The 18,926-nt window shown below is 61.8% G+C and carries 23 protein-coding genes and 2 tRNA genes; 11 read left to right on the top strand and 14 right to left on the bottom strand.

What is annotated here, in order from left to right; all coding sequences use genetic code 11:
* Positions 1-118: 118 nt before the first annotated feature.
* From P3C18_RS17385 to P3C18_RS17365, 5 genes are all read left to right on the top strand, one after another.
* Positions 119-1,315, top strand: a complete 1,197-nt coding sequence (locus tag P3C18_RS17385) for an amino acid aminotransferase (protein ID WP_275963076.1) — start codon at positions 119-121, stop codon at positions 1,313-1,315.
* Positions 1,316-1,379: 64 nt separating this feature from the next.
* A tRNA-Asn gene (locus tag P3C18_RS17380) sits at positions 1,380-1,455 on the top strand.
* A 9-nt stretch (positions 1,456-1,464) separates the two neighbouring features.
* Positions 1,465-1,541, top strand: a tRNA-Pro gene (locus P3C18_RS17375).
* 189 nt (positions 1,542-1,730) lie between these two features.
* Positions 1,731-1,955 (top strand): DUF2061 domain-containing protein, encoded by a 225-nt coding sequence (locus P3C18_RS17370; protein WP_275963075.1) that lies wholly within the window; start codon positions 1,731-1,733, stop codon positions 1,953-1,955.
* A 105-nt stretch (positions 1,956-2,060) separates the two neighbouring features.
* The gene (locus P3C18_RS17365) at positions 2,061-3,620 is read left to right on the top strand and encodes a beta (1-6) glucans synthase (protein WP_275963074.1); all 1,560 of its coding nucleotides are present in this window, start codon (positions 2,061-2,063) and stop codon (positions 3,618-3,620) included.
* On the opposite strand, the gene P3C18_RS17360 is transcribed toward P3C18_RS17365, so the two are convergent.
* Entirely contained in the window at positions 3,621-3,989 is a 369-nt protein-coding gene (locus P3C18_RS17360) for a hypothetical protein (protein ID WP_275963073.1), read from the bottom strand. It lies immediately after the preceding gene.
* 104 nt (positions 3,990-4,093) lie between these two features.
* Here P3C18_RS17360 and P3C18_RS17355 point away from each other — a divergent pair, with 104 nt between their 5' ends.
* The 4 genes from P3C18_RS17355 (at position 4,094) to P3C18_RS17340 (ending at position 7,397) form a co-directional block, all read left to right on the top strand.
* Positions 4,094-4,666 (top strand): hypothetical protein, encoded by a 573-nt coding sequence (locus P3C18_RS17355; protein ID WP_275963072.1) that lies wholly within the window; start codon positions 4,094-4,096, stop codon positions 4,664-4,666.
* A 143-nt stretch (positions 4,667-4,809) separates the two neighbouring features.
* Complete coding sequence (locus P3C18_RS17350) at positions 4,810-6,108, top strand: serine/threonine protein kinase (protein ID WP_275963071.1); 1,299 nt, start codon at positions 4,810-4,812, stop codon at positions 6,106-6,108.
* A gap of 16 nt (positions 6,109-6,124) precedes the next feature.
* Positions 6,125-6,877: a VacJ family lipoprotein gene (locus P3C18_RS17345; protein ID WP_275963219.1), complete on the top strand. Its 753-nt coding sequence runs from the start codon at positions 6,125-6,127 to the stop codon at positions 6,875-6,877.
* A gap of 76 nt (positions 6,878-6,953) precedes the next feature.
* Positions 6,954-7,397, top strand: coding sequence for a MerR family DNA-binding protein (locus P3C18_RS17340; protein WP_275963070.1), 444 nt, complete (start codon positions 6,954-6,956; stop codon positions 7,395-7,397).
* Between the two features lie 138 nt (positions 7,398-7,535).
* On the opposite strand, the gene P3C18_RS17335 is transcribed toward P3C18_RS17340, so the two are convergent.
* The 10 genes from P3C18_RS17335 to ccmA form a co-directional block, all read right to left on the bottom strand.
* Positions 7,536-7,862: a hypothetical protein gene (locus tag P3C18_RS17335; protein ID WP_275963069.1), complete on the bottom strand. Its 327-nt coding sequence runs from the start codon at positions 7,860-7,862 to the stop codon at positions 7,536-7,538.
* Entirely contained in the window at positions 7,859-9,061 is a 1,203-nt protein-coding gene (ccmI, locus tag P3C18_RS17330; protein ID WP_275963068.1) for a c-type cytochrome biogenesis protein CcmI, read from the bottom strand. Before ccmI ends, P3C18_RS17335 begins: the two co-directional genes overlap by 4 nt.
* Complete coding sequence (locus P3C18_RS17325; protein ID WP_275963067.1) at positions 9,061-9,543, bottom strand: cytochrome c-type biogenesis protein; 483 nt, start codon at positions 9,541-9,543, stop codon at positions 9,061-9,063. Before P3C18_RS17325 ends, ccmI begins: the two co-directional genes overlap by 1 nt.
* A complete protein-coding gene (locus P3C18_RS17320; protein WP_275963066.1) occupies positions 9,540-10,076 on the bottom strand; it encodes a DsbE family thiol:disulfide interchange protein in 537 nt (178 codons plus the stop codon). Before P3C18_RS17320 ends, P3C18_RS17325 begins: the two co-directional genes overlap by 4 nt.
* On the bottom strand, positions 10,073-12,046 hold the full coding sequence (locus P3C18_RS17315) for a heme lyase CcmF/NrfE family subunit (RefSeq protein ID WP_275963065.1): 1,974 nt from the start codon (positions 12,044-12,046) through the stop codon (positions 10,073-10,075). The genes P3C18_RS17320 and P3C18_RS17315 overlap by 4 nt, the downstream gene beginning before the upstream one ends.
* Complete coding sequence (gene ccmE / locus P3C18_RS17310; RefSeq protein WP_275963064.1) at positions 12,043-12,531, bottom strand: cytochrome c maturation protein CcmE; 489 nt, start codon at positions 12,529-12,531, stop codon at positions 12,043-12,045. Before ccmE ends, P3C18_RS17315 begins: the two co-directional genes overlap by 4 nt.
* Positions 12,528-12,704, bottom strand: coding sequence for a heme exporter protein CcmD (gene ccmD / locus P3C18_RS17305; protein WP_275963063.1), 177 nt, complete (start codon positions 12,702-12,704; stop codon positions 12,528-12,530). The genes ccmE and ccmD overlap by 4 nt, the downstream gene beginning before the upstream one ends.
* Positions 12,701-13,459 carry a heme ABC transporter permease gene (locus tag P3C18_RS17300; RefSeq protein ID WP_275963218.1) on the bottom strand — a complete coding sequence of 253 codons (759 nt, stop codon included), beginning with the start codon at positions 13,457-13,459 and terminating at the stop codon, positions 12,701-12,703. Before P3C18_RS17300 ends, ccmD begins: the two co-directional genes overlap by 4 nt.
* A gap of 73 nt (positions 13,460-13,532) precedes the next feature.
* Entirely contained in the window at positions 13,533-14,204 is a 672-nt protein-coding gene (gene ccmB, locus P3C18_RS17295; protein ID WP_090252142.1) for a heme exporter protein CcmB, read from the bottom strand.
* On the bottom strand, positions 14,201-14,836 hold the full coding sequence (ccmA, locus tag P3C18_RS17290) for a cytochrome c biogenesis heme-transporting ATPase CcmA (protein ID WP_275963062.1): 636 nt from the start codon (positions 14,834-14,836) through the stop codon (positions 14,201-14,203). Before ccmA ends, ccmB begins: the two co-directional genes overlap by 4 nt.
* A 307-nt stretch (positions 14,837-15,143) precedes the next feature.
* On the opposite strand from ccmA, the gene P3C18_RS17285 reads away from it, so the two are divergent.
* Both P3C18_RS17285 and P3C18_RS17280 read left to right on the top strand, forming a co-directional pair.
* On the top strand, positions 15,144-16,688 hold the full coding sequence (locus P3C18_RS17285) for a flagellar hook-length control protein FliK (protein ID WP_275963061.1): 1,545 nt from the start codon (positions 15,144-15,146) through the stop codon (positions 16,686-16,688).
* Complete coding sequence (locus P3C18_RS17280) at positions 16,685-17,011, top strand: EscU/YscU/HrcU family type III secretion system export apparatus switch protein (RefSeq protein ID WP_275963060.1); 327 nt, start codon at positions 16,685-16,687, stop codon at positions 17,009-17,011. The genes P3C18_RS17285 and P3C18_RS17280 overlap by 4 nt, the downstream gene beginning before the upstream one ends.
* Before the next feature lie 23 nt (positions 17,012-17,034).
* On the opposite strand, the gene P3C18_RS17275 is transcribed toward P3C18_RS17280, so the two are convergent.
* The 3 genes from P3C18_RS17275 to P3C18_RS17265 form a co-directional block, all read right to left on the bottom strand.
* Positions 17,035-17,439 (bottom strand): DUF2802 domain-containing protein, encoded by a 405-nt coding sequence (locus P3C18_RS17275; RefSeq protein WP_275963059.1) that lies wholly within the window; start codon positions 17,437-17,439, stop codon positions 17,035-17,037.
* 3 nt (positions 17,440-17,442) lie between these two features.
* Complete coding sequence (locus P3C18_RS17270) at positions 17,443-17,922, bottom strand: chemotaxis protein CheW (RefSeq protein ID WP_090252131.1); 480 nt, start codon at positions 17,920-17,922, stop codon at positions 17,443-17,445.
* 105 nt (positions 17,923-18,027) lie between these two features.
* Positions 18,028-18,867, bottom strand: a complete 840-nt coding sequence (locus tag P3C18_RS17265; protein WP_275963058.1) for a CheW domain-containing protein — start codon at positions 18,865-18,867, stop codon at positions 18,028-18,030.
* Between the last annotated feature and the right edge of the window lie 59 nt (positions 18,868-18,926).

Genomic DNA, 18,926 nt, shown 5'->3' with positions numbered 1-18,926 from the left:
AAGCGTGTGCCTGCTGTCGCAGCACAGGTTATGCGTCGGTATACTACCGGCCCACTTACGCAACCCCTAGCCGGGTGTTGCCTGATACTCACCTCTCCTCTTCAGAGCTGCCGCATCCATGAGTCTGTTCTCTGCCGTCGAAATGGCTCCGCGCGATCCCATCCTGGGCCTCAATGAAGCATTCAACGCCGATACCCGTGCGACCAAGGTCAACCTGGGCGTGGGCGTTTACTACAACGAGGAAGGCCGCATCCCATTGCTGCGCGCCGTAGCCGAAGCCGAGAAAGCCCGCATTGAAGCCCACGCCCCGCGTGGTTACCTGCCGATTGAAGGCATTGCAGCCTATGACAGCGCGGTGCAGAAACTGTTGCTGGGTGCCGATTCCGAGCTGATCGCCGCTGGTCGGGTGATTACTACTCAGGCCGTGGGCGGCACGGGCGCACTGAAAACCGGCGCCGACTTCCTCAAGCGCCTACTGCCCAACACCGTGGTCGCCATCAGCGACCCGAGCTGGGAAAACCACCGCGCGCTGTTCGAGTCCGCAGGTTTCGCGGTGCACAACTACCGCTATTACGACGCAGCCAGCCACGGCATCAACCGCGCCGGCATGCTCGAAGACCTGAGAAATCTGCCAGCGCGCTCGGTTGTCGTGCTGCACGCCTGCTGCCACAACCCGACTGGCGTCGACCTGTCGCTGGACGACTGGAAAGCTGTGCTGGAAGTACTGCGCGAACGCGAGCATGTACCCTTCCTCGACATCGCCTACCAGGGCTTTGGCGACGGTATCGAGCAGGACGCCTTTGCTGTGCGCCTGTTTGCCGCCTCCGGCATCCCGTTCTTTGTCTCCAGTTCGTTCTCCAAGTCCTTCTCGCTGTACGGCGAACGCGTCGGCGCACTGTCGATCATCGCCGGCAGCCAGGAAGAAGCCAGCCGCGTGCTGTCGCAAGCCAAACGAGTGATCCGCACCAACTACTCCAACCCGCCAACCCACGGCGCCACCGTGGTAGCCAGCGTGCTGAACAGCCCTGAGCTGCGCGCCCTGTGGGAAGAAGAGTTGGCCGGCATGCGCGAACGTATTCGCGGTATGCGCATGGCCATGGTCGAGCAGTTGGCGGCGCTGAATTGCAAACGCGACTTCAGCTTCGTCGCCCAGCAGCGCGGTATGTTCTCCTACTCGGGCCTCACCGCCGAGCAGGTCGAGCGGCTGAAAACCGAGTTCGGCATCTACGCCGTCAGCACCGGGCGCATTTGCGTCGCCGCGCTGAACCAGCGCAACCTGCCTGCCGTTACTCAGGCGATTGCTGCGGTTCTCTGAATCACTGGGGAAGTCGATCAGGTATTGACTTCCCCTTTCTAATCAGTAGGATACGCGCCATTGTTCCGCGATAGCTCAGTCGGTAGAGCAAATGACTGTTAATCATTGGGTCCCTGGTTCGAGTCCAGGTCGCGGAGCCAGTAGTTCATCGGGGTATAGCGCAGTCCGGTAGCGCGCCTGCTTTGGGAGCAGGATGTCGGGAGTTCGAATCCCCCTACCCCGACCATTTATGAAAGTAAAAAACCCGCCTAGTGCGGGTTTTTTATTGGCTATTTACTGGCTCACGGCCACATGGGTCAGCCAGCGCATCAATCGTCAAAAACTATTAAAGCCATTCAAGTACAGCATTTCCCCAATCGAACTTGAGCAACTAGGCTGCACCTCAATAGAGAACAATTCTCACTCGAGGTGCGCCATGCTCAAGACAGTAACCTTCACCCTGATGCACTTCTGCATCGCCTTCGGCGTCACTTATGCGTTGACCGGCAGCATCGCGGCCAGCGGCCTAGTGGCCGCCATCGAACCGCTGTGCAACTCGGTGGGCTTCTACTTTCACGAGAAGGTCTGGCAGCGCATCGAAGGCCGCTCAACAGGTGCCGCTGCTCGCCCCAAGCATGCCTGGCTGCATCATCAGGCATAAGGTTTGCTGCCACGGCAACCCCCTTGAGCAGGGCGTAAAAACAGCCAGCGGGATGCTGGTTCAATCCGCTACTATGCGCGGCTCAGCCACCATACGCGCCCGATCATGCCTGCTACTTCTCGCTTCCCTGCTGCTCCCTACGTGTTTGCCTGCCTGCTTGGCCTGCTGGCGCTCTTCGGTCTGTGGTTTGGCATTGGCCAACCGCTCGAACTGGCGGATGCCGCAACGCCCACACACAAACTGCAGTGCGCGTCCTACACGCCGTTCGACAAAGACCAATCGCCCTTCGATCAGCCTATGCAGCTGCGCCCCGAGCGCATGGAAGCGGATCTGGCGTTGCTGGCCGAGCGCTTCGAGTGCCTGCGCACCTATTCGGTGACCGGCCTGGAAGAGCTGCCGAATATGGCGCGCAAACATGGCCTGAAACTGATCGTCGGCGCCTGGGTCAGCCGTAACCCAGCCGACACGGCAGTTGAGATCGCCGGCCTGGTGAAAATTGCCAATGCCCACCCGGACGTGGTCCAGGCGGTGATCGTCGGTAACGAGGCGTTGCTGCGCAAGGAAGTCACCCCGCAGCAACTGGTAGCGTTGATCGAACAGGTCAAGGTGCAGATCGAACAGCCGGTAACCTATGCCGATGTCTGGGAGTTCTGGCTCAAGCACCCGGAAATCGCCCCTGCGGTGGACTTCATCACCATCCACCTATTGCCCTACTGGGAAGACAACCCCGCCGGCATCGAAAGCGCGCTGCATGAAGTCGCCGAGGTGCGCCAGACCTTTGGCAACGCCTATGCACCCAAGGACATCCTGATCGGCGAAACCGGCTGGCCCAGCGAAGGCCGCCAGCGCGAAACCGCCGTGCCCAGCCTGGTCAATCAGGCCAAGTTTATCCGTGGTTTTGTCACCATGGCCGAGCAGAACGGCTGGCGCTACAACCTGATCGAGGCATTTGATCAGCCCTGGAAGCGCGTCAGCGAAGGCGCCGTAGGTGGTTACTGGGGCCTGTATGACGCTGATCGCCAGGACAAATCGATCCTTGCCGGCGCCGTATCCAACCTGCCCACCTGGCCGACCTGGCTGGCGTTGAGCCTGATCCTTGCAGCCGCCACTCTGCTGCTGGCAGGCCGCCCCCACTCGCCCCGCGCAGCATTGTTGTTGCCGCTGCTGGCGGCACTCGGCGCTGGCTGTATCGGTCTATTTGCCGAATTGACACTGGTTACCAGCCGCTACCTCGGCGAATGGCTCTGGGCCGGCGCGCTGATTGTGCTGAACCTGCTGGTGCTGGCCCACGCCGCCCTGCTGCTCAGCCAGCAGACGGGCTGGCGCGCGCGGCTATTCAACTGGCTGCATAGCAAGGGCGCGCTGTGGCTGGCACTAAGCGGCTTTGCCGGGGCGGTGATGATGCTCGCGCTGGTAGCGGATGCGCGCTACCGCAGCTTCCCCAGCGCCGCGCTGTTGCTGCCGGCACTGGTCTATCTATGCCGTCCGGTGGGCGGCTATCGCCGTGAGGTCGCCCTGCTCGCCCTGCTGATCGGCGCCTGCATTGCGCCGCAGCTGTACCAGGAAACCCTGAGCAACTGGCAGGCCCTGGGCTGGGCCATGACTTGCGTGCTATTGGTGGCCGCGCTATGGCGCAGCCTGCGAGTTAACGCGCAGACCGCCTGATCAGGCGGTTTGCGGCGCGCGCACCCAGCGCAGCAGCGCCAGCACCACGGCAAATACCGCCAAGCTAGCGCTGTACAACACCAAAGCCGGCAGAGCGAGCAGCAATGCCGGCACCGCCAAACGCTTGCTCCAGGCGCCCGGCAGGACAAACGCCAGCACAGCAATAATCAGCGCAGCCCAGGCCAAGATCCGGAAGTGGATCAACCAGCCAAGGCTCGCACGTACCTGGCAGGCCAACTGCTGCGGGGCGTCGACGCACAGGCCGACCCACTGCGCGCCTTCCATCAGCTGGTAACGCAGCACAAAGCTCAAAGCCAAACACAGAGCTGCAGCGATCAGCAGAGCAATCAGGGGCAGATAACGGGACATGGGCAACTCAGGCAGATAATTAGGCTGCGTAGGATAAGCCGCCGTGACACGGATAACACCCCCCGAGATCGCCTACTCACAGCCTCAGCGGCTAGAATTCAGCCATGCTGATACGTCGCCTGATACTGATCGCCGCAAGCCTGCTCGGCCTCTGGATGCTGTGGGTCATGCTGTTGCCCACGCCCAGCAGCCTGCCGCCCAGCACACCGCTGTCCAGCGGCAGCTGGCGCGTGGCGGAGCACACGGTCAGCAGGCTAGAAAGCTTCCAGCTGGAAGCACGCATTCTCGGCCGTGAAGACTACTACCTCGACCGCGGCGCCAAGCTCTCGCCGACTGACCTGGCGCTCGGCTGGGGGCCGATGGCCGACCCCGAGGTGCTGCGCCATATCAACATCAGCCAGCGCAATCGCTGGTACTTCTGGCGCGCCGAACAACTGCCAATCGAACGCCGGCAGATCGAGATCCACAGCGCCAATATGCACCTGATACCCGCCAACCCTGAAGTAGCCAGCACTCTGGCCGGGCTCAAAACAGGCCAGCAGATTCGCCTGAGCGGGCAACTGGTGCGAATCGACGGTGACGATGGCTATCGCTGGGTCAGCTCGCTCAGCCGCGAAGACACTGGCGACGGCGCCTGCGAGCTGATCTGGGTCGAGCAGTTGGCGGTGCTGCCGTAGCAAATTGGCTTTTTACATGGCGCTTTTGCCTGAAAAACGACAGTTCTATAACTAAACGGCACTTAGCCTGACTTATGTGGTCAAATCGTTCCGCACCTGACCCGCTCCATCAGCATCAGCCCTAGCTCTCAAGAGATTTAGCCATGTCGCATGTCCCTCGTCTGCTTGCCCTTCTCAGTTGCCTAGCCCTGATTGCCCCCGTCAGCGCAGCCGATATCGATGCCAGCAGTTATGGCTACCCCATCAGCAATGCATTCGAAGCCACCCTGGCGACCACCCCGCCCGAGCTGCGCCCGGAGCTTCCGGCTGACGCCGACATCAACCAGAGTGACTACCAGATCAAACTGCGCCCAGAACGCGAGTTTGAGCTTCCAGAAAATTTCTGGCCGGTCACCAAGATGCGCTACCGCATGGCCAAACAGTCGGGTGAAGCGCCGCTGATCTTTATCATCGCCGGCACGGGCGCGCATTACGCCAGCAGCACCCCGGAATACCTGAAGAAGCTGTTTTACGGCGCTGGTTATCACGTGGTGCAACTGTCGTCGCCGACCAGCTATGACTTTATGACCTCGGCCTCGCGTTTTGCCACACCCGGCATTACCCGCGAAGACGCCGACGACCTCTACCGCACCATGCAGGCCGTACGTGCGCAGCATCCGCGCCTGAAAGTCAGTGAATACCACCTCACCGGCTACAGCCTGGGCGCGCTGCAAGCGGCCTTTGTCAGCGAGCTGGATGAAACCCGCCGTAGCTTCAACTTCAAGCGCGTGCTGCTGCTCAACCCGCCGGTCAACCTCTACACCTCGATCACCAACCTCGACCGCATGGTGCAAACCAAGGTTGAGGGCATCGACAACAGCACCACCTTCTATGAACTGGTGCTGGGCAAGCTGACCCGCTATTTCCAGAACAAAGGCTACGTCGACATCAACGACGCCCTGCTCTATGACTTCCAGAACTCCGGCGAGCAGCTCAGCGACGAGCAGATGGCCATGCTGATCGGCGCAGCCTTCCGCTTCTCCTCGGCCGATATCGCCTTTACCTCGGACCTGATCAACCGCCGTGGTCTGATTACCCCAATCGACTACCCGATCAGCGAGGGCACCAGCCTCACGCCGTTCTTCCGCCGTGCCCTGCAGTGCGATTTCGACTGTTACCTGACCGAACAGCTGATCCCCATGTGGCGCGCGCGCACCGATGGCGGCAGCGTGGCGCAGCTGATCGACCAGGTCAGTCTATATGCCGTGGCCGACTACCTGAAAAACAGCAGCAAGATCGCCGTCATGCACAACGCCGATGATGTGATCCTCGGCCCTGGCGACCTGGGCTTTCTGCGCCGCACCCTGGGCGAGCGCCTGACCGTTTACCCGCTGGGTGGCCATTGCGGCAACCTCAACTACCGCGTCAATAGCGACGCCATGCTGGAGTTCTTCCGTGGCTAAGCCAACCTTCCTTGCCGTGTTTTTCACCCTGTTGCTCGGCAGCAACCTGGCGCACGCCCAGCACGCGGTTGATGACGACGGTTTCAAGCAGCCGTTGCAGCACCTGCAGTTCAACCCAGGGCTGGATCAGCGCGAGTTCGAGCGCTCGACCCTCAGCGCGCTGCAAGTCTATGACCCGCTGGAGTCGTGGAACCGCCGCGTCTATCACTTCAACTACCGCTTCGATGAGTGGCTGTTCCTGCCGATTGTCGATGGCTACCGCTATATCACCCCCAACCTGGTGCAGAGCGGCGTCAGCAACTTCTTCAGCAACCTGGGGGATGTGCCCAGCCTGCTCAACAGCGCGCTGCAGCTCAAAGGCAAGCGCGCCATGCAGACCACCGGCCGCCTGCTGCTCAACACCACCCTGGGCGTCGCCGGCCTGTGGGACCCAGCCACGCGCATGGGCCTGCCCAAGCAGCGCGAAGACTTCGGCCAGACCCTCGGCTATTACGGCACACCAGCCGGGCCTTACCTGATTCTGCCGCTGCTGGGGCCGTCGAACCTGCGCGACACCGGCGGCCTGGTGGCGGATTTTGCGGCAAAAAGCCAGGTCAACTGGCTGAACGTCGCCGAAGCCAGCGTCAGCCACCCGGAAATCACCCTGCTGGAAGTCGTCGACCAGCGCTCCACGGTGAACTTCCGCTACGGCCAGCTCAACTCGCCGTTCGAGTACGAGAAGATTCGCTTCTTCTACCACGAGGCGCGCAAGCTGCAGATCGCCGAATAAACCTGCGAGCTTGACCCAAGGGCCGCCCCCAGGTTTTAACCTGGCGCGGCCTTTGTCTTTTCCGGAGTCTTTATCTATGCGCGTAGCCCAACTGGCCAAAGCCGCCGCAGTCAGCAGCGAGACCGTGCGCCACTACACCGATCTTGGCCTGCTCCGGCCCACACGCAACCCGGACAACGGCTATCAGGCGTATTCCAACAGCGACCTGCAACGCCTGCGCTTTATCGCCCGCGCCCGTCGTCTGGGCTTTAGCCTGAAAGACACGCAACAAATCCTCGCCAGCGCCGATAACGGCCAGGCGCCCTGTTCTGAAGTGCGCGACCTGCTGAGTGAACGCCTGGCGGCGCTACAGGCACATATCGAGGAATGCCAGCGCCTGGCGCTGGTGATGCAAAACGCCTTCGACGACTGGGCCGACAAGGGCGAATGCGCCCCCGATGGTCAGGCCATCTGCCGTTTGATCGAAGATTTCGAGCCGGATATCGAACGCCGCCCAGCGACGCCCTGCCCCGCGCACTAACCAAGCTGCCTGAGATCTCGCGAGCTAGAGTCCTGCAAGGCAAAAACAAGCGAGGAAGCGGAGTGTACTTTTGTACATGAGCATTCCGAGCTTGTTTTTAACGCAGCAGGGCCGACGCGCAGCAGATCGTAACCCTAGTTACTGGGCGTAGCGGCGATGCAGGCCCGGCGGCACACCACTGCTGTCGGTCGGCAACCACGGACCCTGCGGGTTACTGGCCCAGCTCCAGCCGGAGTTCCAGCGGTAATAGGTGCGCTCACGGTAGTACAGGTGAGGCGCGCCGCCGACCACGTACACGCCTAATTGCCCATCCCACTGGCTGTCCACCCCTGGTGGTGGGGCAAAGCGTGGATGGTTGCTGCTGCCACTCGGGGTGGTAACCGGCGCTGTGGCAAGCGGGGTCTGCACGCAGGCACCGAGCCCCAGCAGGCCAATCAGCAGCGCACCACGCAGTAACAGCCTCATGGCGCTTTGCTGTCGGCGCTGTCGATCAACAGTTGCTGCAGCTCGGTGGTATTACTGGCCAACGGCTGACTGCTGCCGATCCACTCGCCGGCCGTGGCGTTGCCGCTGCGCGAGATCCGCGCGACCAGCTGCACCTGCTCAAAACCGGAGATCTTTAGCTGCGGCATCATCGCATCGCTGTCCGACAGGCTGACTTCAGCCGGCAGGTCCGCCACGCTCAGGCGCTTGACCGCCAGCGGCATCGGCGGCCCGGAGACCGCACGAGCGAAGATAAACACCGCATCACCCGGTTGCACCTTGGCTTGCAGCTCGGCGGCCAAGGCAACACGTACGGTCAGGCCCTGGCTGGCTGCAGGCGCAGCATCGGCCGCAGGCGCGCCAAGCTGCTCACGGGCGCGGTCAATCCCGCCCTGAATCGCCACGCGTGAAGGGTCCTCAGCAGGCAGCACCGCCACCAGCTGTTGCCAGCGCTCAATCGCCTGCTGGAACTGCCCGGCTTCATAGGCGGCAATACCGAGCAGGCCAAGGCTGGTGACTTCCGCCGGATCGCCTTTCAGCGCCTCATCAGTGAGTGCCTGCAGCTGTTCGGTCCACTGCTTGTTGCCGGAAAAATACAGCGCCTGCGCCCACTGCCCGAGCAGCTCCGGCTCACGCCCGGCTACATCTATGGCGCGCTCGAAGGCCACGGCAGCATCAGCGGCACGCTCTTGAGCCATATAGGTACGGCCGAGGAAGTACCAACTTTCAGCGGACTTGGGATCGTTCTGCACCGCAGCTTCCAGGCGTGCAGTCATTTCCTCGATGGTCTTTGGCTGCGCGGCAAAGGTTTGCGCACGCTCGACATCATCGACGGCGCCCCACTGCTGGTACAGGCCATACCCCAGCAGCGGCATCAGCAGCGCGGCAATCAGCGGAATCTTGCCGCCCAGCGCGCGCTGAGTCGGCTGCACTTGCGCACCCTCGGTATCGGCGAGCAACTCCCGGGCTGCCTCATCACGACCATTGGCCAGTTGCTCGGCATTCAGCGCGCCCGCGTCGTGCTGGCCTTGTAAGTCCAGCAAACGTTCCTGATACAGGGTCACGTTAAGGGCAGTACGGTCTTCTTCGGCCTGAACCTTGCGCGCACGCAGCACCGGGATCAGCAGAAACGCCAGGGCCGTCAGCAACAGCAGACCGGCGCATAACCAGAATTCAATCATCAGTCTTTCTTATCCACAGGCGTTTGATTAAGCAGAGCAGCCAGACGCTGCTGTTCATCGGCAGACAGGCCACTGGCGGCGGCGCCCGGCTTGCTGCGACGACGCACCAGGATGACCCCGAGCAGGACGAAACCACCGACCAGCAGACCGGCCGGGCCGTACCACAGCAGCAACGTGCGCGCGGTTACCGGCGGCTTGTAGAGGACGAAATCGCCATAGCGGCTGACCAGAAAGTCGATGATCTGCTCATTGCTCTGGCCCTCCTCCAGCATGCGGAAGATCTGCGCACGCAGGTCCATGGCGATCGGCGCATCGGAGTCGGCGATGTTCTGGTTCTGGCACTTGGGGCAGCGCAACTCTTCCACCAGATTGCGGTAACGCTCGCGCTCAGCCTCAGTGGCAAATTCGTAGGTGTCGATAGCGGCCTGGGCGGTTCCCAGCAGCGCCAGCCCCAGGACGGCGGCGGTCAGCAAGCGCTTCATGGAGTAACCTCGTCGACCAATTCCTGATAGAGCGGAGCCAGCTGTTCACGCCAGACACGCTCATCGATCACCCCGACAAACTTGTGGCGGATGATGCCGTCCTTGTCGATCAGGAAGGTCTCAGGCGCACCGTACACGCCCAGGTCCAGGCCCAGGGTGCCGCGCACATCATTGATATTCAGCTGGTAAGGATCATGGAACTCCACCAGCCACTTCTGCGCGGCGGCGTTGTCATCCTTGTAGTTGACCCCATAGATCGTCACACCCAGCTCGGCCAGCTTGTTAAGTACAGGGTGCTCAACCCGGCAGGCCACACACCAGGTGGCCCAGACGTTGACCAGCGCCGGCTTGCCCTTGAGGTCGGCCTCGCTAAGCGTCTTGCCATCCTGCACGGCAGGCAGGGAGAACGCCGGGAACGGCTTGCCAATCAACGCCGAAGGCAGCTCGGTGGGGTCGAGGAACAGGCCGCGGTAGAGAAACACCGCCACGCCAAGAAAGACCAACAGCGGCAACAGCAGCAGTAAACGCTTCATGCCTGCGCCCCCGCCATGCCCAGTGCATCACGCACGCGGGTGCGCACCTTCATCCGGTAGCGCTTGTCGGCGGCCGCCAGGAAGCCGCCAAAGCCCATCAACAACGCGCCGAACCAGATCCAGCGAACGAACGGTTTGATATGCACGCGCACCGCCCAGGCGCCGTTTTCCAGCGGCTCACCCAGAGCGACGAACAAATCACGGGTGATCCCGGCGTCGATGCCGGCCTCGGTCATCACCGACTGCTGCACGGTGTACAGGCGCTTCTCAGGGTGCAACACGGCAATCTGCTTGCCGTCTTCGAGGATGCGCACCGTGCCTTTGTCAGAGGTAAAGTTCGGCCCTTCAAAATGCTCGGCACCTTCGAAAATAAACTGGTAGCCACCAATCTCCACCGACTCACCCGGCGCCATACGCATATCGCGCTCGAAGCTGCCCATGCTGGTCAGCACCACGCCTATGGCGCAGACCGCCATGCCCAGGTGCGCAGTCTGCATGCCCCAGTAACTACGGGTCAGGCTTGGCAAACCGCGGAAAAAGCCCTTGTGGCGGGTTTTCTCAATAATGTCGCGCAGCCCGGCCAACACTACCCAGGCGGCCAGCAGGCAAACACCGAGCACTGCCCAGTTGAAGTCGCCGACCAGGAAGGTGGCGATCACTGCCAACACCACACTGCCGATTAGCACAGGCGCAAGCATGCTCAGTAGCCACTGCAGCGGCGTGTCTTTCCAGCGCACCAGCACGCCGACCGCGATCATCGCCATCAGCAGGCCCATCAGCGGTACGAACAGCGCGTTGAAGTACGGCGGGCCGACCGACAGCTTGGCCCCGGTCATGGCATCCAGCACCAACGGGTAAAGGGTGCCGAGCAGAATCATCGCCGCGGCCACCACCAGTATCAGGTTATTCACCAGCAGCAGGGTTTCTCGCGACCACAGGGCAAAGCCGACCTGGCTTTTCACCACCGGCGCACGCACGGCGAACAGCGCCAAGGAGCTGCCCACCACCAACAGCAGGAAGGCCAGGATAAACACGCCGCGCTCAGGGTCGCTGGCGAAGGCATGCACCGAGGTCAGTACGCCGGAACGCACCAGGAAGGTCCCCAGCAGGCTAAGGGAGAATGCAGCGATGGCCAACAACACGGTCCAGCTCTTGAACACGCCGCGTTTTTCCGTCACGGCCAGGGAGTGGATCAGCGCGGTGCCGACCAGCCAGGGCATAAAGGAGGCGTTTTCCACCGGGTCCCAGAACCACCAGCCGCCCCAGCCCAGCTCGTAATAGGCCCACCAGGAGCCCAGGGCGATACCGATGCCGAGGAAGGCCCAGGCCACGATGGTCCACGGCCGCGACCAGCGCGCCCAGGCGGCGTCCAGCTTGCCGCCGAGCAAGGCGGCAATGGCGAAAGCAAAGGCCACAGAGAAGCCGACATAGCCCATATAGAGCATCGGCGGGTGAATGATCAGGCCGAAGTCCTGCAGCAGCGGGTTGAGGTCGCGGCCATCAACCGGGGTATTGAACAGCAGGCGCTCGAACGGGTTGGAGGTGATGATCAAAAACAGCAGAAAACCGATGCTGATAATCCCCATCACCGCGAGCACGCGGGCAAGCATCTCTTCCGGCAGCTGGCGCGAGAAGATCGATACGGCAAAGGTCCAGCCGGCGAGGATCAGGCCCCAGAGCAGCAGCGAACCTTCGTGCGCGCCCCACACGGCGCTGAATTTGTAATACCAGGGCAATGCACTGTTGGAGTTGTTGGCCACGTAGGCGACGCTGAAATCGTCGACCATAAAGGCGTAGGTCAGGCAGATAAAGGCAAACAGCATAAAGCTGAACTGCCCCCAGGCAGCCGGCTGCGCCAGGCTCATCCACTGCCGATCACCACGCCAGGCACCGATCAACGGCAGCGTTGCCTGCACCAGCGCCATGCACAGCGCGAGAATCATCGCCAAATGGCCAAGCTCGGGGATCATTGCGCGTACTCCGATTGAGATGCCTGCTTGGCCGCTTTGGCCGCGTCATGTTTCTGCTGCATGCCGCTCTGCTCAAGAGCCTGCATGACTTCTGGCGGCATATAGTTCTCATCGTGTTTGGCCAGCACTTCGTCGGCAATCAGCACACCATTGGCGTCGAGCTTGCCCATGGCGACGATGCCCTGCCCTTCGCGGAACAGGTCCGGGAGGATGCCGGTAAAGCGAATGGTCACATTCTTGGCGCCGTCGGTGACGACGAAATCGGTGTCCAGCGAATCGCTGGAGCGCTTCACCGAGCCCTCTTCGACCAGGCCACCGGCACGGATGCGGGTGTCCTGCGGGGCCTCGCCGTTGGCGATCTGGGTGGGGGTGTAAAACAGGTTGATGTTCTGCTGCAACGCACTGAGGGCCAGGGCCACGGCGATGCCGACACCGGCAATAATGGCCAGGACGATATACAGGCGCTTTTTACGCACGGGGTTCACTTCGACTCCTCCCGGCGCAAACGACGCGCCTCGTCTTGCAGGTAACGGCGACGCGCCAGGATTGGCAGCGCCACATTCAGCCCCAGCACAGCCAGGCTGATGGCATAACAGGACCAGACATAAGGGCCGTGGCTGCCCATGGCGATAAATTCGCTAAAGCTGGCAAAACTCATTGGCCTTTCTCCACCAGCGCCTTGACCTCGGCTTTGGCCCAACTGCTGCGCGCCTCACGCTTGAGCACTTCCAGGCGCATACGCAGCAGTAATACCGCGCCAAAGAAGCAGTAGAAGCCCAGCACCATGATCAGCAGCGGCATCCACATCTCGAACGGCATGGCCGGCTTGGATACCACGCTGAAGGTGGCAGGCTGGTGCAGGGTGTTCCACCACTCCACCGAGTATTTGATGATCGGAATATTCACTACGCCGACGATGGCCAGTACCGCACAGGCCTTGGCCGCGCTGTCGCGGTTGGTGATGGCGTTGCCCAGGGCAATCACGCCGAAGTACAGGAACAGCAGAATCAGCATCGAGGTCAGGCGGGCATCCCACACCCAGTAGGTGCCCCAGGTCGGTTTGCCCCACACCGCGCCGGTCACCAGGGCGATCACGGTCATCCAGGCACCAATGGGCGCGGCCTGCTGCAGGGCGACATCGGCCAACTTCATCTTCCACACCAGGCCGACGATGCCGGCCACCGCCAGCATCACGTAAATCGACTGAGCCAGAAACGCCGCCGGCACATGGATATAGATGATGCGAAAGCTGTTGCCCTGCTGGTAATCCGGCGGTGCAAAGGCCAGCCCCCAGACCAGTCCGACCACCAGCAGCACGGCTGCGGCCAGAACCAACCAGGGCAACCAACGGCTGCTGATTTCATAGAACCATTTAGGCGAGCCGAGCTTGTGAAACCACGTCCAGTTCATCAGGTTACTCATCAGTGCTAGGGCTGATCAGGGCGCAGGCAGGCACCCGGTTCAACCGGCCATTCAGGCTTATTGTCTACTCAGCGACACTGATCGTCAGACCAGCGGCGATGGCAAAAGGTGTCAAGGTCACCGCCAATGCGGTGAGGCTGGCCAGCCACAACAGGTGGCCGACCGCCGGCAATCCTTGCAGGCTGGCTTGTAGCGCACCGCTGCCGAGAATCAGCACCGGGATGTACAACGGCAAAATCAGCAGCGCGAGCAGCAGACCACCACGCTTGAGGCCCACCGTCAGCGCGGCGCCGACTGCACCGAGCAGGCTCAGCACCGGCGTGCCGAGCAGCAGCGAGATCAGCAATACCGGCAGGCAGCGCCCCGGCAAACCGAGCATCAACGCCAGCAGCGGCGCCAACAGCACCAGCGCCAGGCCAGAGAACAGCCAGTGTGCCAGCACCTTGGCCAGAACCAGAAGAGCCAGGGGGTGCGGCGAAAGGACCCACTGTTCCAGCGAGCCGTCCTCGAAATCACTGCGGAACAGCCCGTCCAGCGAGAGCAGCACGGCCAATAAGGCCGCTACCCATACCAGCCCAGGCGAAAGGCTTTGTAACAACTGCGTCTGCGGCCCCACCGCCAGCGGGAACAATGCAATCACGATGGCGAAGAACACCAGCGGGTTGGCCAGCTCAGCCGGACGACGAAATAACAGCCGCGCTTCACGGGCCAGCAACAGGCTAAAGACATTGCTCATAACGGACGTTGCCCTAAATCAAGCTCGCGGTAACCGGCCGGCTTGACCGTCAATTCATGGTGCGTGGTCAGCACCACCAGGCCGCCCTGCTGACAATGCGCGGCCAAATGATGCTCCAGCTGCGCCACGGCTGCTTTATCCAGCGCGGTAAACGGCTCATCCAGCACCCAAAGTGGCGGGCTTGACAGGTATAGACGCGCCAGCGCGACACGGCGCTGCTGCCCAGCGGACAGCGTATGGCAAGGCACATCCTCAAATCCACGCAGCCCCACCGCTGCCAACGCCTGCCAGATGGCCTCGCGCTCGGCGGGCTGATGCAGGGCGCAGAGCCAGGTGAGGTTCTCCTCGGCAGTGAGCAAGCCTTTGATGCCCGCGGCATGGCCGATCCACAACAGATTGCGCGCCAGCTCAGCCCGCTGCGCCGTCAACGGACGGCCATTCAGGCGAATCTCACCGGCAGTCGGTTGCATCAATCCGGCCAGCAAACGCAGCAGACTGGTCTTGCCGCTGCCGTTGGGGCCAGCCACCTGCAACATCTCACCGGGAACCAGACGCAGCTCCAAACGCTCGAAGAGCATGCGCCAGTCCCGCTCACAGGCGAGCGCCACGGCTTCGAGAAGAGGACTGGTCAAGGCATCGGTACCTAAGATGGCTGGCAAAAGCTGTTCAAGTCGGCAGAGTCTTGGCCGCTATACTGACGCAAGTGGAATGCGCAGCTGAGCGCAGAGGGTGCTTACAAAAGTAGCGAGCGATGGCAAGGCAAGGCGAAATCAGTCGAGAAAGCGCAGTGTACGAGTAGTACATGAGCATTTTGAGACTGATTTCAACGCAGCATGGCCGAGCGCAGTAATTTGTAAGCACCCTCTCAGACGGGGCGCGATTATACATGCCATGCCTCGCCTCCCGCAGTGGGCATTTTCGACAGGGTGTAACCCGCCAATGAGCGAAATCAGCAGTCCACGGCCTATTGCGCCAACGCCCCCCAGCACTCGCCCCAACGCCATAGCGGCGGACCTGGCGGTGAAACTGCTGCAGCCCATGCAAGGCCTGCTGGCCAGCGGTGAAACCGCCAAGGCCGAAGTCATCGCCCTCAAGGAAGTGGCGCAGAGCTTTCAGATGCTGCTCAAGCTGACCCTGAATAACGGCAGCCAGACCACCCTGGAAGCTAGCAGCCCGCGCCCACTGGCCCAGGGCACATCCCTGGCCGTAACCGCCCTGTCGGAAACCCGCCTGGCGCTGTCTGTGCTAATGGGCGCTGACAAGCCCCTGACCAGCCTGGACCTCGATCAGTTGCCGGTTGGCACCCTGCTGCAGGGCAAGGTGGTGGCGCGCGAGCAGTTGCTGCAAACCCGCTCGCAGCAGGTGATCTACAAGGTGCTGGTCAGCCTGCTCAACACGCCGCTGGCTGGCAGCAAGCTATCCCTGGAAACCCCCTTGGCACTCCCGCTGGGCAGCCTACTCAGCGCCCAGGTACAAGGCAGCCAGGCGTTGAACTTTCTGCCGCTAAGCGGCCGCCTTGATCAACTCGCCCTGAGCCAGCAACTGGGCAGCCAAAGCAATCGCCAAGGCTCCCTGGAAGGCCTGTTCAGCGCCCTGCAAGGGCTGCGCGGCAATGCCGAAATGAGTGAAGGCCTGCGCACCAGCATCGACAAACTCTTCGGTGCCCTGCCCGACGCCGCTCAATTGAGCAGCCCCAAAGGCCTGGCCATGGCCCTTGAAAACAGCGGCATCCTGCTGGAAAGCAAATTGCTCGGTGGCCAGGGCCAGGCGCTGCCGACCGATCTGAAAGCCAACCTGCTGCGCCTGATCACCCAATTGCTGCCCAACCTGTCAGCCGGCACACCACTGGCCGCGGCCAATGCTGGCTCAGCCCTGGCTCAGGCGATGCCCGCCCTGGCCCGTGACCTGCTCGGCAGCCTTGGCAAAGCCACCAGCCGCCAGCAAGCGCTGAACTTCCCTCTGCCCTCGCGCCTGCTACAGGCGATGGAAGGCGAGGCCGATCTGGAAACCTTGCTGAAGCTCGCCGCTGCAGCCATCTCGCGCCTGCAGACCCATCAGCTCTCCAGCCTGGCGCAGAGCCAGGTCGGCCCGGACGGCAACCTGCTCACCACCTGGCAATTGGAACTGCCCATGCGTAACCAGCAGGAACTGGTGCCCTTGCAGGTAAAAATCCAGCGCGACGAAAGCAACCCGCAAGGTAAGCCCGAGAAAAAAGAAACTCTGTGGAAGGTCGAACTGGCATTCGACCTCGATCCGCTGGGGCCTCTGCAAGTGCAGGCGCAACTGGCACACGGCCGGCTATCCAGCCAGCTTTGGGCCGAACGCAGCAGTACCGTCAGCCTGATCGATGCGGAGCTGGACAACCTGCGCCAACGCCTGAGCGCCGCCGGCGTGCAGGTTGGCGAACTGGCGTGCAGCCAGGGCGTGCCACCGCGCGGCCCGCGCACAACGCTGGAACAACGCTGGGTGGATGAAACCGCATGAAGAAGACCGCACCCCGCCAAGCCATCGCCCTCACCTACGACGGCCAGAATGCGCCCGTGCTCAGCGCCAAAGGCGATGACGAGCTGGCCGAAGCCATTCTCGCCATCGCCCGCGAATACGAAGTGCCGATCTACGAAAATGCCGAACTGGTGCGCCTGTTGGCGCGACTGGAACTGGGCGATGCAATTCCCGAGCAGCTGTATCGCTGTATCGCGGAAATCATCGCCTTTGCCTGGTATCTGAAGGGCAAAGCGCCGGCCGGCAGTGAGCGTGATAGCGATATCACGCCGCCGCTGCGCCTATTGCAAGGGCCGGCACATTGAGGGCTATTTGAGAATGGGAAAAATCAGGAACGCTGCAGTTTGGCCTGCTGCATCTTGCTCACCAACTCAGCCTCAGCCTTGCTCAGGCCGCAGGACTGGGTCAGATCATCCACACTGGCGCCCATGCCAGCCAGACGCGCAGCCTGGGTAAACGACAGGCTGCTGGGATCACGCTGCTCAATCTGATTGAGCTTGTCCGGTAACGGCGCAACCACCCTGCGCAACTCATGCAACTCCTCACCCATCTGCACGCTGCCGGTCAGGTAGGCATCCAGCCGCCGGCTAAGCTCCTTGAGCCGCCGGTCACGCACCGCATCACGCTCGCCTTGCAGTTTTATGCTGTCGCGCAGCTGCCGGGTCAGCCAGACGCATGCGCCTATCAGCCCCAGACAGACCAGGGCCAGCGCGATCAGCAGCGCATCGAGCATGGCTTAGATGCTCTCCAGATCGGACCACTCTTCTTCGCTCATCATCTTGTCCAGCTCGACCAGAATCAGCAGTTCGCCGTTCTTGTTGCACACGCCCTGGATAAACTTGGCGGATTCGTCGTTGCCAACGTTCGGCGCGGTCTCCACCTCGGATTGGCGCAGGTAAACCACCTCAGCCACGCTGTCGACCAGGATGCCAACCACTTGTTTGTCAGCTTCGATAATCACGATACGGGTGTTATCGGTCACCTCAGTGGAGTCCAAACCAAAACGCTGACGCGTGTCGATCACGGTTACCACGTTGCCGCGTAGGTTGATGATGCCCAGCACATAGCTCGGAGCACCCGGCACAGGGGCAATCTCGGTATAACGCAGGACTTCCTGGACCTGCATCACATTGATGCCATAGGTCTCGTTGTCCAGGCGGAACGTTACCCACTGCAGAATCGGATCATCAGAACCTTGTGCAGAACTTTTCTTCATGTCCCTAGCCTCGTCATGAACCGCTCGCGGCGGCAATCGCGGGTGTATACCCCGCTGTGATTACTATAGATGCAAAGCTGCGCACATCGCACAGCCCGGCGTTATTCAATGTATCTGKCTGGCGGCCATGCGCTTGGCCGCACCACTGGCAATCAATTCCGCCAGGGATGCGACATCAAGCAAGGCGCACATGTGTTCGATAACCGTACCCGCCAACCACGGACGCTGCGTGCGCTGGCTGCGCCATTTGACCTCGTTAGGGTCGAGACGAATCGAGCGGCTGACCTGATGCACCGCCAGCCCCCACTCATAGCCCTCAACGGAAATCACATACTGCAAACCTTCACGGAAATCATCGCGGTAACGATCAGGCATCACCCAGCGTGCGGTATCCAGCACCTTCAGGTTGCCGGCCTGGCACGGCAGTATGCCGAGAAACCAGTCAGGCTGGCCAAATAATGGCGTGAGCTCCTGACCTTCCAGAGGATAAATCGAACCCAGGCACACCAGCGGCACTGCCAGGGTCAGCCCGGCAACGTCAAACAGCAGGCATTCGAACGGCCCTTGAGCCCACTCAGGGCGGCCCTGCAACACAGGTTCAGGCACCACCAGCACCTGCGGGGTCTGCTGCACAGCTTCAACCACCACAGCAGCCTCAACCACCTCCTGCGGCGGCTCGACGCGGACTTCAATTTCCGGCGCGGGCATCTCGATGGTCGGCAGCACCAACGGCCGCGGCGCCAGTTCAACCACAGGTTTGGCCGTCACGGTTTGTACTTGCGGCATTGTGCGCGCATCGCGCACCTGCTCTTCCAGCACCGCTGCTTCGAACTCATCCAGAGTGATGCTTTCGGCAAACTCGACCGCAGCCTCTTGCAGCAAGCCGTCCAGATAGGACTGCAAGGCCAGTTGCGAACGTGTAGCGGTGGCTAGGGGACGACTCATGAATACAACCCGCAATAACAATCTGTACAGACTATCGGCCGCGCTAGCGGCAGACTTGA

The sequence above is a fragment of the Pseudomonas sp. 1928-m genome, assembly GCF_029269135.1.
Taxonomy (GTDB): domain Bacteria; phylum Pseudomonadota; class Gammaproteobacteria; order Pseudomonadales; family Pseudomonadaceae; genus Aquipseudomonas.
This window is presented reverse-complemented; position numbering and strand designations above follow the sequence as displayed.